A 14369-nucleotide genomic window follows, 5' to 3' on the forward strand; every position below is an offset into this window, starting at 1 on the left:
TCGACCTATTTGCGCAGAGAGCTCAGCGGCTTCTTCAGCAATTGCGCACGCAGCGAACTGCCTCCGCTTGTCGGTCTTGGCGGTGCGGTTTCCGGATCCTGCGAGCCCAATGAAGGCTGCGGTTCCCGGTAGCGAGAGTCATCCATCAGCGATGGCGCCGGTCGTTGCGCTTCGGGATGGTGGTGAATCGCGGGCGATGGAGCCGCGCGGGCCGTGCCATACGCATCGTCGCCGGGCTGGCTCATCCGGCTGCCGGCATAGGCCGCCGGCTCGCCGGCCTGGGGCAAGAACTCGGGCACCGGGGCACCCGCCAGGCCGGCTGCCTCATTGGTCGGCAGGTTGCGCATGCGCTGAACGATCGTGCGCAGATCGAGTTCGGCTTCTTGCCCATCCTTAGATTTGGTCGAGCCGTTGGCCTTGGGCAGGCTGCGTTCCGGAATGCGCTCGAAGATCATGCGCATCGGCACGGCCACAGCCTCACCGAACGCGATCGCCTCGCGATTGCCGATCGAGGAGAGAAAGCTCGTTGTCGACGACGAGGAATCGGCAATGGCCGAGCGAATGATTTCCTGGTCGCGATCATTGGCAAGACGCATTGCGAAGACGGTGGAGCACTGCGACAGGATCGTCGGGTCGAGCTCGCCCGGACGCTGCGTCACGACGCCGAGGCTGACGCCATATTTGCGGCCTTCCTTGGCAATGCGGGAGATCGCTTGGCGGGTCGGCACGAAGCCCAGATTGGGGTCGGCCGGCACGTAGCGGTGGGCTTCTTCGCACAGGACCAGGATGCGTATGCCGCCATCGCTCCAGAGCGCGATTTCGAAGGCCATGCGGCAAAGAACAGAGGCGACGGAATTCACGACCTCCGAGGGAATGCCGGCGAGCTGGAAGCAACTGATCGGCCGGCCATTTCCCGGTATACGGAAAATGTGGCTCATCGTCTCCACGATCGTGTCGTTGATCGTGTTGGTGGAGAACATGAAGTGAAAGCGCGGATCGTTGATCGCCGACATGATGCGCATCTTCAACGAACGCAGGTGCGGTTTGTCGCCTCGACCTTCAAGCCGCCCTATGCGCTCGTCGATCAGCGCGAGAAGATCGGCCATGCGGTAGGGCACAGGCGTATCGGCGGTCAGCGACGAGCGGTCCGTCGCGCGGCGGAAGAGGCCATTGTCCGGGCCGCCGCGGAAGGCGCGCTTGGCATCGGGAATGAGTTCGCGGAGAAAATCCATTTCCTCCGGAATGCCAGGACGGCCGCGGAAGAGAACCTCGGTAAATTCATCAAGCCGGAACAGCCAAAAGGGCAGGTCCAGCGTCTCGGTGTCGATGACGATCGACGTATCGGGGAACGCTGCGGCGAACTCATTGTGCGGATCGAGAATGAGAACACGCAGATCGGGCGTCGTCTCGATCGCTTTGGTCAACAGCAGTGACACGGCGGAGGACTTGCCGACGCCCGTGGTGCCGACGACCGCGAAATGGCGGTTGAGAAGTGAGGGCACGTGGACTGCCGCGTCCATCGTCTCGTCCTGGGTCAGCTTGCCGATGACAACGCTGTCGCTCCGGCCGCTGTCATAGATTGCCGCAAGATCGGCAGCACGGATGCGGTGAGCGATCGCGCCGAGATACGGATAGTTGGAGATGCCGGCCATGAAGATCGGCTTGTGATCGGAGCCGTTGCGAATCTCGCCGACGAGTTCGACTTCGAAATGGAGAACGTTGTCGGCGTCCGCCTGCCAGCATTCCGCAGGCGAATTCATGGAGTAGACAAGCGCGACGATGCGGCTTTCGCCAACGCTGATGGAGATCAGCCGACCGACCGACCAGAGTTCCGCTAGCGCGACTTCGCCGTTTTCTGCTATGGCGGAAATCGTGGCTCGGGCGCCATTGCACGAGACGACGCGGCCGAGCATTCGTTCTCGGGGATCACCGCGCCCTCGTCGATCCTTGAGCGCGGCATCTTCCATCCGGGGTGTGTGACTGAGATCCATCGTGCCCCGCAACCACTTCGAAAGACTGCAAGCCTAACAACGGGCTGTTAAGATTTGGTTGTGCCGATTCGTACAGAATGCATGTCTCAATTTGAAATCCGCGGCGTTCAGTTGACGGTCGCGCAGTTTACGGTTACGAGACGGTCATGATCAGACATATTCTTATCGTGGTGGGAAGGCGCATGGGCAGGGTGGTGTAACCACCCGGCGACAGCCACCCATGCGCAAACGAGGCTCCTCAAGGGGCCTTTTTTTATGCCCGGATGCGGGCGGTGAAGCGGACGCAGACGACAGGACGGGAGCGAGACCCATGAACGTAACGACCAAGGACGCGCCGGCGCAGGCGACACGGCGACAGGATGCGGCAGGCCAGGAGATGACCGGTGCGGAAATCGTGCTGCAGGCGCTGCGCGATAACGGTGTCGAGCACATCTTCGGTTATCCGGGTGGTGCCGTCCTCCCGATCTACGACGAGATCTTCCAGCAGGACGACGTTCAGCACATTCTGGTGCGTCACGAGCAGGGTGCCGGCCATGCGGCTGAAGGCTACGCGCGATCGACCGGCAAGGTCGGCGTCATGCTGGTCACGTCGGGTCCGGGTGCGACGAATGCGGTGACGCCGCTTCAGGATGCGCTGATGGATTCGATCCCGCTCGTCTGCATCACCGGCCAGGTTCCGACCACGCTGATCGGTTCGGACGCTTTCCAGGAATGCGATACGGTTGGCATCACGCGTCCCTGCACCAAGCACAACTGGCTGGTCAAAGACGTCAACGAGCTTGCCAAGGTCCTTCACGAGGCGTTCCGCATCGCCAAGACCGGCCGCCCCGGCCCGGTCGTCGTCGACATCCCGAAGGACGTCCAGTTCGCCAAGGGCACCTACCACGCGCCTTCGCCTGTCATCGAGCAGAAGAGCTACAAGCCGCGCATCCAGGGCGATCTGAACCAGATCAAGGCGGCGATCGAATTGATGGCCTCAGCCAAGAAGCCAATGCTCTACACGGGCGGCGGTGTCGTCAATTCGGGTCCGGAAGCCAGCCATCTCCTGCGCGAACTGGTCAAGCTGACCAATTTCCCGATCACGTCGACGCTGATGGGGCTCGGCTCCTATCCCGCTTCCGGAGAGAACTGGATGGGCATGCTCGGCATGCACGGCACCTACGAAGCCAACATGGCGATGCATGACTGCGATGTCATGGTCTGCGTCGGTGCCCGGTTCGACGACCGTATCACCGGCCGGCTCGATGCATTCGCGCCGAACTCCAAGAAGATCCACATCGATATCGACCCTTCGTCGATCAACAAGAACGTCCATGTCGACATCCCGATCCTTGGGGATGTCGGGCTTGTTCTCGAAGACATGGTGCGGCTGTGGCGGGCGTCTTCCAAGAAGAACGACCCGGAGGCCATGAAGTCGTGGTGGACGCAGATCACGAAGTGGCGCGCGCGCAACTCGTTGGCCTACAAGCCGAACAGCGACGTGATCATGCCGCAATATGCGGTTCAGCGCCTCTATGAGCTGACGAAGAGCCACGACACCTACATCACCACCGAAGTCGGTCAGCACCAGATGTGGGCGGCACAGTTCTATGGCTTCGAGAAGCCGAACCGGTGGATGACGTCGGGTGGCCTCGGCACCATGGGCTACGGCCTGCCGGCAGCGCTCGGCGTGCAGATCGCGCATCCGGATGCGCTCGTCATCGACATCGCCGGCGATGCCTCGGTTCTGATGACGATGCAGGAAATGTCCTGCGCGGTGCAGTACAATGCGCCGATCAAGATCTTCATCCTGAACAATCAGTATATGGGCATGGTGCGCCAGTGGCAGCAGCTGCTGCATGGCAACCGCCTGTCCAACTCCTATACCGAGGCGCTGCCGGACTTCGTGAAGCTTGCCGAGGCGTATGGCGGCGTCGGCATCCGGGCTGAGAAGCCGGCGGAACTCGACGACAAGATCCAGGAGATGATCGACGTGAAGCGCCCGGTCATCTTCGATTGCCGCGTTGCCAACCTCGCCAACTGCTTCCCGATGATCCCTTCAGGCAAGCCGCACAACGAAATGCTTCTGCCGGACGAAGCCACCGACGAGGCCGTCGCCAATGCCATCAGCGCGGAAGGGCGCTCGTTGGTGTGATGCTGCGGTTGAAAGCCCGTCAATCGGCTGCTATGTCTTACATCGTCTTACCGAGAGGGTGCCATGACTGAGATCACGGTCTCCAGCAAAGGCCAGGTGGTCCTGCCGAAAGAGTTGAGAGACAAGTATGGCTGGCGCGCCGGTACAAAGCTGCAGGTTGCCGATATTGGTGGTCAGGTGACGCTGACGGCGAAATCTTGGCTGGACGAAGCCTTTCCTCCGATCACAACGGAGGAGTTTCTTTCCAAAAGGATCAGAATCGACCGGCCCTTTCCGACCGATGCTGAAATCGATGAGGCTATGATGGCTGAGGCCAGACGGCGGTTCGATGACACTCGCCGTTGATACCAATGTTCTGGTGCGCGCTATCGTCGATGACGAGACGCCGCAATCGGAACAGGCCCGGCTCTGCCTTTTGCAGAACGTGCATTACGTTGCGGACACGGTGTTGCTGGAGACGGAATGGCTTTTGAGAAGCGTCTTCCAGCTTGGTCGTGACGTGATCAATGCGCTGCTGACCGGTCTCCTGGCCTCCAGCAACGCGCGTTTCGCAGATCGCGAGATCGTGGCGCGGGCAATTCTGGCGCACCGATTGGGATTGGATTTCGCCGACGCAATGCACCTGTTTTCCGCAAGGGGCTGCACCGATTTCATTACATACGATGCAAGACTGATTAGGAAGGCACCGACAGTATCGTCGGACATTTCGGTCAGAAAACCTTAAGACGAGAGAGTTTGATGAACGCACAGCAGCAACCCACCGGCTCGGCCTATTTCATCCAAAAGGAGACCGAGGCGGTTGAGACCCACACGCTTTCGGTGCTGGTGGACAACGAACCGGGCGTTCTCGCGCGCGTCATCGGGCTCTTTTCCGGCCGGGGCTACAACATCGAAAGCCTGACGGTTTCGGAAACCGAGCATGAGGCCCATCTGTCGCGCATCACGATCGTGACGCGCGGCACGCCGCACGTGCTGGAGCAGATCAAGTCGCAGCTCGAGCGCATCGTGCCGGTCCACGGCGTCAGGGACCTGACGGTACGGGCACGCGAACTCGGCCATGACAAACCGCTGGAGCGCGAATTGGCGCTTCTGAAGGTGCGTGGGCGCGAGCAGGACCGCATGGAGGCGCTGCGCCTTGCCGATGCGTTCCGCGCGCGTGTCATCGACGCCAATATCGAGCACTTCATCTTCGAGATCACCGGGCGCGTTTCGAAGATCGAGCAGTTCATCGCCATCATGCGGCCGCTCGGGCTGATGGAAGTCTGCCGGACCGGCATCGCGGCAATGAACCGTGGTCTGGACGATTGAGATGTGGTGCAGCGATCACGGAAGGTGATTGCTGCTTCACCGCTTGGAATTGGACGTGGGAGGCGAGGGGGCGTTAGGCCTTGCGCTTTCAGGGAGCCGACATGCCGATCGAGACGTTCATAGCGCTTTCCACCTTCGCATTCGTCTCGTCCATGACGCCCGGGCCGAACAACATCATGCTCATGGCCTCGGGCGTCAATTTCGGCTTTCGCCGCACGATCCCGCACATGCTCGGGGTCTGCGTCGGCTTCATGGTCCTGATCATGGCGGTCGGCCTCGGGCTCGGCACGCTGCTGACCATCTTCCCTTGGCTGCACACGGCACTGAAAATCGCGGGCGTCGGCTATCTGTGCTATCTGGCGTGGAAGATCGCATCCAGCCGCACCGTGGCGACGGCCGATGGTTCCGCCAAGCCGCTCACCTTCCTGCAGGCTGCGGCCTTCCAGTGGGTCAACCCGAAGGCCTGGGTCGCCTCGGTCTCCGGCGTCGCCGTTTACACGACGATCGAAGCGCCTTTTCTCTCGATGCTGATCGTCGTATTCGTATTTTCACTCGTCAGCGTGCCAAGCGTGACGGCGTGGACTGCGTTCGGCCAGATGCTGCGGCAATTCCTGTCCGACCCTGTCCGCCTGAAGTGGTTCAACATTTCCATGGGCATCCTGCTCGCCTTTTCGATCTGGCCGATGCTGCGATAGCCGCAAAATCGTTCTTCTTGTGTTCTTTTTAGCTAGATGATAGTGCTGAACGTCTAGACGAAGGGCAGCGCCATGGCTTTTCACATCCGCGATCCGAAGACCGATCAGCTCGTGCGGGAGTTGGCGACCAAGCGCGGCATCGGCATCACCGAGGCTGTGCGCGAGGCCGTCGAAAACGAGCTGAAGCGGGAGCGTCAGAAAATTCCCCTCATGGAACGTTTGAAGCCGCTCTTCGACGAGATCGATGCCCTGCCGAAGACGGGCCCGGAGCCGGACAAGGCATTTTATGATGAGCTGTGGGGCCAGGAGGACGACTGATGTTTGTGGATGCGTCGGTCATCGTCGCCATACTGGGCAACGAACCGGATCGAGACGAGTTTGTAGCGCGGCTCGATCAAGCCGCAACCTGCGTAAGTTCGCCGGTTGCTCTGTTCGAGGCTGTTCTCGCCCTTTCCAAACGGCTCGGTGGACTTGAAACAGCCAACGCCATGGTGGATGAATTTGTGAGCCAGCTGAATATGAGCATCGAGAGCGTCGATCGTTCCTTGTTGCCCGGATTGGTGAATGCCCATGGCCGTTTTGGAAAAGGCTCTGGCCATCCCGCCCGGCTGAACATGGGCGATTGCTTTTCTTATGCGATGGCCAAGCGGGCGGGGCTGCCGCTGCTCTACAAGGGTGATGATTTCGCCCAGACCGATCTTGCTTGATCGATGGAATTTGCACCCCAACAGGAGGAGGCCCTCAAGGCCGTCGCGCGCTGGCTGAAGGAAGGCCGCTCGCCGATCTTCCGGCTCTTTGGGTATGCCGGCACCGGGAAGACGACGCTCGCACGCCATTTCGCCGAGCATGTGGATGGCGACGTGCAGTTTGCCGCGTTTACCGGCAAGGCCGCGCAGGTGCTGCGCTCGCGCGGCGCTTCCAATGCCAAGACCATCCACTCCTTGATCTATCGGCCCCGCGGCGAGGAAGAAGTCGAGAACGAAGAGACTGGCAAGACCTCGATCTCGCCGATGTTTTCCATCAACCGGCAAAGCCCGATCGCGAAATGCGCGCTGATCGTGGTGGACGAATGTTCGATGGTCGACGAGGCGCTCGGCAAGGATCTGATGAGCTTCGGCGTGCCGATCCTCGTTCTCGGCGATCCCGGCCAGTTGCCGCCGATTACCGGGGGCGGGTTCTTCACCGATCACGAGCCGGATTTTCTGCTGACGGAAATTCACCGGCAGGCGCGCGACAACCCGATCATCACGCTCGCCATGCATGTGCGCGAAGGCCGCGAGCTGATGCATGGCGACTGGGGTAGCGCGCAGATCATCTCGAAATCCGATGTGACGACGGATCTCGTGCTTGAGGCCGACCAAGTGCTGCTCGGCGTCAACCGGACGCGGCGGCGATACAATCAGCGACTCCGGGAGCTGAAGGGCTTCACGGCGGCCCATCCGCAATCGGGCGACAAGCTCGTCTGCCTGCGCAACGACCAGGCCAAGGGCTTGCTCAACGGGTCGCTCTGGGCTGTGATGACGTCGTCGAAGGAGACGACCAAGCCCGGCATCAATCTCCTCATCAAGCCGGAAGACGACGATATGGATCGTGGCTCCGCCAAGATCCGGCTCCTCAAGGCAGCCTTTGAGGATCCCGACGCGGACATCCCCTGGTCGACGAAGAAGCGTTTCGACGATTTTGACTATGGCTATGCGCTGACGGTGCACAAGGCGCAGGGCTCGCAGTGGAACAACGTCGTGCTGTTCGACGAAAGCTTCGCCTTCCGCGAAACCCGCGAGCGCTGGCTTTACACGGCGATCACCCGGGCAGCGGAACGCCTGACGATCGTGCGGTGACGGGAGCGCCGGGTTGCGACACCGGCGCCGGGTTGCCGCAGGCCGTCGAGGGTCATATGTGAGGCATCACGAGTAGCGGAGCAGCCCATGTCCACCAAGCTTTCGGTCAATCTCAACGCCGTCGCGATGTTGCGCAACCGGCGTGATCTGCCTTGGCCGAGCGTCACGCATCTCGGTCGCATCGCGCTTCAGGCCGGGGCGCATGGGCTGACGGTTCATCCGCGTCCCGACCAACGCCACATCCGTTTTTCCGATCTGCCGGATCTGCGCGCGCTGATCGATGACGAGTTTCCGGAAGCCGAGTTCAATATCGAAGGCTATCCGACCGACGAGTTTCTTGATTTGGTCGAGCGGATCGAGCCGGAGCAGGTGACGCTGGTGCCGGATGATCCGAGCCAGGCGACGTCCGATCACGGTTGGGATTTTCGCAAGCTGCACAATGATTTGGCGCCGATCGTGGAGAGATTGAATCGCAAGGGCATGCGGGTTTCGCTCTTTGCCGATGGCGATGGCGATGAGGAGAATGTTGCGTTGGCGAAGTCGACCGGAGCGGCGCGTATCGAGCTCTATACGGGGCCTTATGGCGGCTGCCACGATGATTCCGATCGAGCGGCCAAGGAATTGGAACTGCTCGGAAAAACTGCTGATGCGGCGAGGGCGCTCGGCCTCGGTGTCAATGCCGGGCATGATCTGACGGTCGCCAACCTGCCGCCTCTTGTGCGGCGCATTCCCCATCTGGCCGAGGTCTCCATCGGTCACGGTCTTACCGCGGATGCGCTGGAATACGGCATGAAGGAAACCGTGCGCCGCTTCGTTGAGGCTTGCCGGGGCTAGCCGAAAAGGCTTCGATTTGCCTCACGCCTGCCAAATGCTATGAGGCGCCGACGAAAGCCTGCACTCGGTGCGGGCTGCGGTCCAGCGGCCTCATCCTGGTCGCCGGTCCTTTGCCCGGGACGCCGGAGAACCGAACGCTCATGCCCGAAAAGATCCTGATCATAGGCCCCGCCTGGGTCGGGGACATGGTGATGGCGCAGAGCCTGTTCATGACGCTGAAGGCCACGCGGCCAGGCGTCGAGCTTCATGTCGCTGCGCCAAAATGGAGCGAGCCGCTCCTGGCGCGGATGCCCGAAGTCGACCGATCGATCGGCATGGATCTCGCCCATGGCCAGCTCGGTGTCGGCGCGCGCTTCAAGCTTGGCCGCACGCTTGCGCAGGAAGCTTACGATCAGGCGATCCTGCTGCCGAATTCGCTGAAGTCCGCGCTCGTACCGTTCTTCGCCGGCATCCCGGTGCGTACCGGCTGGCGGGGCGAAAGCCGCTATGGCCTGATCAACGACATGCGCAGGCTGGACAAGGCGGCCTTGCCGCTGATGGTCGACCGGTTCAATGCGCTCGCTTTCGACAAGGATCGCATCGGCGCTGCGACCGATTTTCCCGCGCCGCATCCGGAGCCTCGATTGGTCCGGCAAGATCCGGCTGCCGCACTCGCCCAATTCGGCCTCGCCGTCGAGAGGCCCGTGCTGGCGCTCTGCCCCGGCGCCGAATTCGGACCGTCGAAGCGCTGGCCCGAAACGCATTATGCGGAGACTGCAACACGGTTGCTGGAAGAGGGCCATCAGGTGTGGATCTTCGGCTCGGCGAAAGACCGGGCCGTCGGTGAGGCGGTGATTGCCACCGTGCCGGAACACTTGCGCGCGCAGATCTTCAACCTTGCCGGCGCGACGACGCTCGGACAGGCGATCGATCTGCTCGGCCTTGCGGATGCCGTCATCTCCAACGATTCCGGGCTCATGCATGTTGCTGCTGCGCTCGATCGGCCGCTTGTTGCGGTCTACGGCTCGACCTCGCCGTTTTTCACCCCGCCCCTGAGTTCGCGGGCCAGCACTGTGCAACTCGGCATCGAATGCAGCCCGTGCTTCAAGCGTGAATGTCCGCTCGGCCATCACAGATGCATGCGCGAACTCGGCGCGGACAGGGTGCTTGCCGCGCTGCCCAATCGATCGGCCGCCGCCTCATGAAGGTGCTCGTCGTCAAGACATCCTCGATGGGCGATGTGATCCATACGCTCCCGGCGCTCACCGATGCAGCGGAGGCGTTGCCGGGGATCGTGTTCGATTGGGTCGTCGAGGAGGCTTTCGCTGAAGTCCCGGCCTGGCACCCGAGCGTTCGAAAGGTCATCCCGGTCGCTATCAGGCGTTGGCGCAAGGCTCCGCTGAAAGCGTTGAGTTCGGGCGAATGGGGACGCTATCGCACTGCGCTGGCTGCCGAGCGCTACGACGCCGTCATCGACGCTCAAGGCTTGCTGAAAAGCACGCTGCTCGCCACAAGGCTGGCAAAAGGCAAGCGGTTCGGCATGGACAGGGCGTCGGCACGCGAACCGGCGGCAGCGCTCTTTTACGACCGAGGAATTGTAGTCCCGAAGGGCGTCCATGCAGTCGACCGGACGCGACGTCTCTTTGCTGGCGCCATCGGCTACAGGATGCCGGAGGGGCGCGGGCGCTACGGCATAGAAGTGCCGACCAGTGCGGCTGCCGAGGGTGTGCCCTATCTCGTCTTCCTGCACGGCACCACGCGCCACGAGAAACACTGGCCGGAGGTCTACTGGGCGGAGCTGATCGCGCTTGCGCTTGCTGAAGGGTTTCGGATCAAGCTGGTCTGGGGGAATGCTGCGGAGCAAGCGCGTGCGGAGCGGCTGGCATCGGCCGGTCCGATGGTCGAAGTCCTGCCGCGCTCATCGCTCACCACCATTGCTCAGGTCCTGTCGCAGGCGGCGGGCATCGTGTCGGTGGATACGGGTCTTTCCCATCTGGCAGCGGCGCTTGGGCGACCCAATGTCGTGCTGTTCGGTCCGACGGATCCGGGGCTTGTCGGCGGTTATGGCGAGCGACAGGTCTGCCTTGAAGCCCGACATTTCCAGCCTTCGGGTCGCGACGTCGATCCCGCAATCTTTGCTCCTCTGACACCGGAGATCGTGCTGTCCACGCTCGATCGGCTTCTAAAGAGCGAAGAAGCGCGTTAAAGCGCTCAGCCAGCGCGAATTCGCCAACAAGGTCACGGTTACAAGATGCAACTCTCCATGCCGCGCTTCGACAGCGCCCGCGTTCTCATTGTTGGCGATGTCATGCTCGATCGCTACTGGATGGGCGAAACAACCCGGATCTCGCCGGAGGCGCCGGTGCCGGCGGTGCGCGTCGCCGCGACGGAAGACCGTCCGGGCGGGGCGGCCAATGTGGCGCTCAACGTTGCGGCGCTCGGCGGCGCGGCTTCGCTCATCGGCCTTGTCGGTCGCGATGAGCCGGGCGAGGCGCTTGCCGGGCAACTTGAGGCCGCCGGGGTCGCCTGCCGGCTCATCGGCGTGGAAAAAGAGCGCACGATCGTCAAGCTGCGCGTCATCGCGCGCAACCAGCAGCTGATCCGGCTCGATCTCGAAGACAGGTTTGACGATGTGCATGCTCCCGCGATCGCCGGTGCGCTCGGCGATGCCTTGGAAAGCGCTTCGGTGGTCATCCTGTCCGACTATGGGAAGGGGACGCTCAGCGACATTCAGGCCCTCATCACTGCCGCCCGAGCCAAGGGATGCTCCGTGCTCGTCGATCCAAAGGGCGTCGATTTCGAGCGTTATCGAGGCGCCTCGCTGCTCAAGCCCAATCTCGCGGAATTCGAGGCTGTCGTTGGCCATTGCGGCAGCGAGCAGGTGCTGCTCGAAAAGGCGCGCGCGCTGGTCGAAGAGCTCGAACTCGGCGCACTGCTGGTTACCCGCGGCAAGAGCGGAATGACCTTGCTCAGGCGCGGCGAGGCGCCCGTGCATTTCCCGACGCAGGCGCGCGAGGTCTACGATGTGACCGGCGCAGGCGACACGGTGATTTCGACCATCGGCGCAGCACTTGGCGCCGGCGAGGACCTCGTCGCTGCCGTCGGCCTGTCGAATGTCGCTGCCGGTATCGCGGTCGGCAAGCTTGGTACTGCCGCTGTCAGCGGCCCGGAACTGCGCCGTGCGATCAGCGTGCAGCGCGAGCACGATCGCGGCGCCGTCAGCGAGGAGCAATTGGTCGCGGCGATTGCCGACGCGAAGGTAGCGGGCGAGCGCATCGTTTTCACCAATGGCTGTTTCGACATCCTTCATGCGGGTCATGTCGGCTATCTCGAACAGGCGCGCGCGCTCGGCGACCGTCTCGTCGTGGCGATCAACAGCGATGCTTCGGTCAAGCGGCTCAAGGGACCGTCGCGTCCGGTCAACACGCTCGATCGGCGCATGGTCGTGTTAAGCGCGCTGGAATCGGTCGACTGGGTCGTCGCCTTCGAGGACGACACGCCGACGCCGCTGATCGAGAAGGTGCGGCCCGACATTCTGGTTAAGGGCGGCGATTATTCGCTCGATCAAGTGGTCGGCGGCGAAATCGTGCGTGCCTATGGAGGCGAGGTCCGTGTGCTGTCTCATCTCGACAATTGCTCGACGACGGCCATCGTCGAGGCGATCCGCGGTCGCTCGGGCGGCCAAGACTAAGCGCTCTCCTCCAAAATTCGAGGGTGATGGTCGGCGTCCGCTTGACACGCCAACCGTAGCGCCTTAGAGCCGAACCGTAACGTACGGTACGGCAGGATGATGCAACAGGCAGCGGTTATGGAGCGGGAGGCGGACTGGACGGAGCGGCAACGCGACGTGCTCGATGCCGTGCTTGCGCTGCTCGTCCAGAGCGGCGACGCCGTCACCATGACCGCCGTCGCGCGCCGGGCAAGCTGCTCCAAGGAAACGCTCTACAAGTGGTTCGGCGACCGGGACGGTCTGCTGACGGCTGCCGTGCAGCGTCAGGCCTCGCGCGTCCATATCGCCAATGCCGAGGCGGGCGGTCTGGACGCCTCTTCGCTCAAGATGCACCTGACTGACTACGCAGCAAGCTGGCTTCGGGTCATCTCCGGCCCGCGATCCGTTGCCTTGAACCGCGTGGCCATCAGCCATGCCGGCTCCGAGCGCAGCCGGCTTGGGGCGATCGTGCTGGAAAACGGTCGTTTCGCGCTCGGCCGTCGCATGAAGCCGATGCTGGAGGCCGGAAGGGCAGGCGGCCTGCTCTCCTTTGCCGATGCCGAAGCCGCGTTCCAGACCTTTTTCGGGCTCGTTGCCCGCGACGTTCAGATCCGGCTGCTGCTCGGCGATCGGATCGACATGACTGAAGATCGCATCGCGCGGGATGCCGCCTCGGCGGTCGATCAGTTTCTTGCCCTGTTCGGAACCGCGAGCAGGGTTGCCAATCACAAAGATCAACCAAGGGAAGGATGACCCCAATGCGTGTCTATTACGATCGCGACGCCGATCTCAATCTCATCAAGTCGAAGAACGTCGCCATCATCGGCTACGGATCCCAGGGCCGCGCACATGCGCTGAACCTCAAGGATTCCGGCGCACAGAACGTCGTGATCGCGCTGCGCGAAGGCTCCGCAACGGTCAAGAAAGCCGAAGCCGATGGCTTTCAGGTCAAGTCGGTCGCTGAAGCTGCCGCGTGGGCTGATCTGATGATGATGGCGACGCCCGACGAGCTGCAGGCCGACATCTACCGCGACCACATCGCCGGTAACATCCGCGATGGCGCTGCTATTGCCTTCGCGCACGGCCTCAACGTGCATTTCGGCCTGATTGAGCCGAAGTCGAGCGTCGACGTTCTCATGGTCGCGCCGAAGGGCCCCGGCCATACGGTTCGTGGCGAGTACCAGAAGGGCGGCGGCGTGCCGTGCCTGGTCGCCGTTCACCAGAACCCATCGGGCAATGCGCTCGATCTCGCGCTGTCCTACGCCTGCGGCGTCGGCGGCGGCCGCTCGGGCATCATCGAGACGAACTTCAAGGAAGAGTGCGAAACCGATCTCTTCGGTGAGCAGGTCGTTCTCTGCGGCGGTCTGGTCGAACTGATCCGCGCCGGTTTCGAGACGCTGGTCGAAGCCGGCTACGCACCGGAAATGGCCTATTTCGAATGCCTGCACGAAGTGAAGCTCATCGTCGACCTGATCTACGAGGGCGGCATCGCGAACATGAACTACTCGATCTCCAACACCGCCGAGTGGGGCGAGTATGTCACCGGTCCGCGCATCATCACGGATGAGACGAAGGCCGAGATGAAGCGCGTGCTGAAGGACATCCAATCCGGCCGCTTCACGTCGGAATGGATGCAGGAATACCGTTCGGGCGGCGCGCGCTTCAAGGGCATCCGCCGCGTCAACGACAGCCACCAGATCGAAGAAGTCGGTGAAAAGCTGCGTGGCATGATGCCGTGGATCAAGTCGAACGCGCTCGTCGACAAGGCACGCAATTAATTCGTTGCCTTGAGGGCGGTCGTTAAATCGGCCGCCGAACAATTGCTGAGGCGGCCGCGGAGCAATCCGCGGCCTTTTTCCGTCTCAAATGCCGTTGTCTGAT

General features: G+C 62.3%; 15 protein-coding genes. 14 read left to right on the forward strand and 1 reads right to left on the reverse strand.

Annotation, left to right across the window (positions count from 1 at the left end):
* Positions 1 to 5 precede the first annotated feature (5 nt).
* Positions 6 to 1967: an ATP-binding protein gene (locus QQL76_RS05270; RefSeq protein WP_499207120.1), complete on the reverse strand. Its 1962-nt coding sequence runs from the start codon at positions 1965 to 1967 to the stop codon at positions 6 to 8.
* Between the two features lie 334 nt (positions 1968 to 2301).
* Between QQL76_RS05270 and QQL76_RS05275 the strand changes: the two genes are divergently transcribed.
* From QQL76_RS05275 to ilvC, 14 genes are all read left to right on the forward strand, one after another.
* Positions 2302 to 4125 carry an acetolactate synthase 3 large subunit gene (locus tag QQL76_RS05275; protein WP_126009544.1) on the forward strand — a complete coding sequence of 608 codons (1824 nt, stop codon included), beginning with the start codon at positions 2302 to 2304 and terminating at the stop codon, positions 4123 to 4125.
* Between the two features lie 63 nt (positions 4126 to 4188).
* On the forward strand, positions 4189 to 4470 hold the full coding sequence (locus tag QQL76_RS05280) for an AbrB/MazE/SpoVT family DNA-binding domain-containing protein (protein ID WP_499206680.1): 282 nt from the start codon (positions 4189 to 4191) through the stop codon (positions 4468 to 4470).
* A complete protein-coding gene (locus QQL76_RS05285) occupies positions 4454 to 4849 on the forward strand; it encodes a type II toxin-antitoxin system VapC family toxin (RefSeq protein ID WP_499206681.1) in 396 nt (131 codons plus the stop codon). The genes QQL76_RS05280 and QQL76_RS05285 overlap by 17 nt, the downstream gene beginning before the upstream one ends.
* Before the next feature lie 14 nt (positions 4850 to 4863).
* A complete protein-coding gene (gene ilvN, locus QQL76_RS05290; protein WP_499206682.1) occupies positions 4864 to 5433 on the forward strand; it encodes an acetolactate synthase small subunit in 570 nt (189 codons plus the stop codon).
* Between the two features lie 101 nt (positions 5434 to 5534).
* The gene (locus tag QQL76_RS05295; protein ID WP_499206683.1) at positions 5535 to 6128 is read left to right on the forward strand and encodes a LysE family translocator; all 594 of its coding nucleotides are present in this window, start codon (positions 5535 to 5537) and stop codon (positions 6126 to 6128) included.
* 72 nt (positions 6129 to 6200) lie between these two features.
* Entirely contained in the window at positions 6201 to 6446 is a 246-nt protein-coding gene (locus tag QQL76_RS05300; RefSeq protein ID WP_499206684.1) for a type II toxin-antitoxin system VapB family antitoxin, read from the forward strand.
* Positions 6446 to 6835 carry a type II toxin-antitoxin system VapC family toxin gene (locus tag QQL76_RS05305; RefSeq protein WP_499206685.1) on the forward strand — a complete coding sequence of 130 codons (390 nt, stop codon included), beginning with the start codon at positions 6446 to 6448 and terminating at the stop codon, positions 6833 to 6835. Before QQL76_RS05300 ends, QQL76_RS05305 begins: the two co-directional genes overlap by 1 nt.
* 3 nt (positions 6836 to 6838) lie before the next feature.
* Positions 6839 to 7966: an ATP-dependent DNA helicase gene (locus tag QQL76_RS05310; RefSeq protein ID WP_499206686.1), complete on the forward strand. Its 1128-nt coding sequence runs from the start codon at positions 6839 to 6841 to the stop codon at positions 7964 to 7966.
* An 87-nt stretch (positions 7967 to 8053) separates the two neighbouring features.
* A complete protein-coding gene (locus QQL76_RS05315) occupies positions 8054 to 8800 on the forward strand; it encodes a pyridoxine 5'-phosphate synthase (protein ID WP_499206687.1) in 747 nt (248 codons plus the stop codon).
* A gap of 140 nt (positions 8801 to 8940) precedes the next feature.
* The gene (gene waaF, locus QQL76_RS05320; RefSeq protein WP_499206688.1) at positions 8941 to 9984 is read left to right on the forward strand and encodes a glycosyltransferase family protein; all 1044 of its coding nucleotides are present in this window, start codon (positions 8941 to 8943) and stop codon (positions 9982 to 9984) included.
* On the forward strand, positions 9981 to 10985 hold the full coding sequence (gene rfaC, locus QQL76_RS05325; RefSeq protein WP_499206689.1) for a glycosyltransferase family protein: 1005 nt from the start codon (positions 9981 to 9983) through the stop codon (positions 10983 to 10985). Before waaF ends, rfaC begins: the two co-directional genes overlap by 4 nt.
* Before the next feature lie 57 nt (positions 10986 to 11042).
* Positions 11043 to 12470, forward strand: coding sequence for a bifunctional D-glycero-beta-D-manno-heptose-7-phosphate kinase/D-glycero-beta-D-manno-heptose 1-phosphate adenylyltransferase HldE (gene hldE, locus QQL76_RS05330; protein WP_499206690.1), 1428 nt, complete (start codon positions 11043 to 11045; stop codon positions 12468 to 12470).
* A gap of 96 nt (positions 12471 to 12566) precedes the next feature.
* Entirely contained in the window at positions 12567 to 13241 is a 675-nt protein-coding gene (locus QQL76_RS05335; RefSeq protein ID WP_499206691.1) for a TetR/AcrR family transcriptional regulator, read from the forward strand.
* A 5-nt stretch (positions 13242 to 13246) separates the two neighbouring features.
* Complete coding sequence (gene ilvC, locus QQL76_RS05340) at positions 13247 to 14266, forward strand: ketol-acid reductoisomerase (protein ID WP_126009567.1); 1020 nt, start codon at positions 13247 to 13249, stop codon at positions 14264 to 14266.
* The last annotated feature ends 103 nt before the right edge of the window (positions 14267 to 14369 follow it).

It is taken from the genome of Rhizobium albus (assembly GCA_030160035.1).
Taxonomy (GTDB): domain Bacteria; phylum Pseudomonadota; class Alphaproteobacteria; order Rhizobiales; family Rhizobiaceae; genus Georhizobium; species Georhizobium albus.

Coding starts and splice junctions, on each gene's coding strand:
- QQL76_RS05270 (WP_499207120.1), bottom strand. CDS start 1,967: ATGGAAGATGCCGCGCTCAAGGATCGACGAGGGCGCGGTGATCCCCGA.
- QQL76_RS05275 (WP_126009544.1), top strand. CDS start 2,302: ATGAACGTAACGACCAAGGACGCGCCGGCGCAGGCGACACGGCGACAG.
- QQL76_RS05280 (WP_499206680.1), top strand. CDS start 4,189: ATGACTGAGATCACGGTCTCCAGCAAAGGCCAGGTGGTCCTGCCGAAA.
- QQL76_RS05285 (WP_499206681.1), top strand. CDS start 4,454: ATGACACTCGCCGTTGATACCAATGTTCTGGTGCGCGCTATCGTCGAT.
- ilvN (WP_499206682.1), top strand. CDS start 4,864: ATGAACGCACAGCAGCAACCCACCGGCTCGGCCTATTTCATCCAAAAG.
- QQL76_RS05295 (WP_499206683.1), top strand. CDS start 5,535: ATGCCGATCGAGACGTTCATAGCGCTTTCCACCTTCGCATTCGTCTCG.
- QQL76_RS05300 (WP_499206684.1), top strand. CDS start 6,201: ATGGCTTTTCACATCCGCGATCCGAAGACCGATCAGCTCGTGCGGGAG.
- QQL76_RS05305 (WP_499206685.1), top strand. CDS start 6,446: ATGTTTGTGGATGCGTCGGTCATCGTCGCCATACTGGGCAACGAACCG.
- QQL76_RS05310 (WP_499206686.1), top strand. CDS start 6,839: ATGGAATTTGCACCCCAACAGGAGGAGGCCCTCAAGGCCGTCGCGCGC.
- QQL76_RS05315 (WP_499206687.1), top strand. CDS start 8,054: ATGTCCACCAAGCTTTCGGTCAATCTCAACGCCGTCGCGATGTTGCGC.
- waaF (WP_499206688.1), top strand. CDS start 8,941: ATGCCCGAAAAGATCCTGATCATAGGCCCCGCCTGGGTCGGGGACATG.
- rfaC (WP_499206689.1), top strand. CDS start 9,981: ATGAAGGTGCTCGTCGTCAAGACATCCTCGATGGGCGATGTGATCCAT.
- hldE (WP_499206690.1), top strand. CDS start 11,043: ATGCCGCGCTTCGACAGCGCCCGCGTTCTCATTGTTGGCGATGTCATG.
- QQL76_RS05335 (WP_499206691.1), top strand. CDS start 12,567: ATGATGCAACAGGCAGCGGTTATGGAGCGGGAGGCGGACTGGACGGAG.
- ilvC (WP_126009567.1), top strand. CDS start 13,247: ATGCGTGTCTATTACGATCGCGACGCCGATCTCAATCTCATCAAGTCG.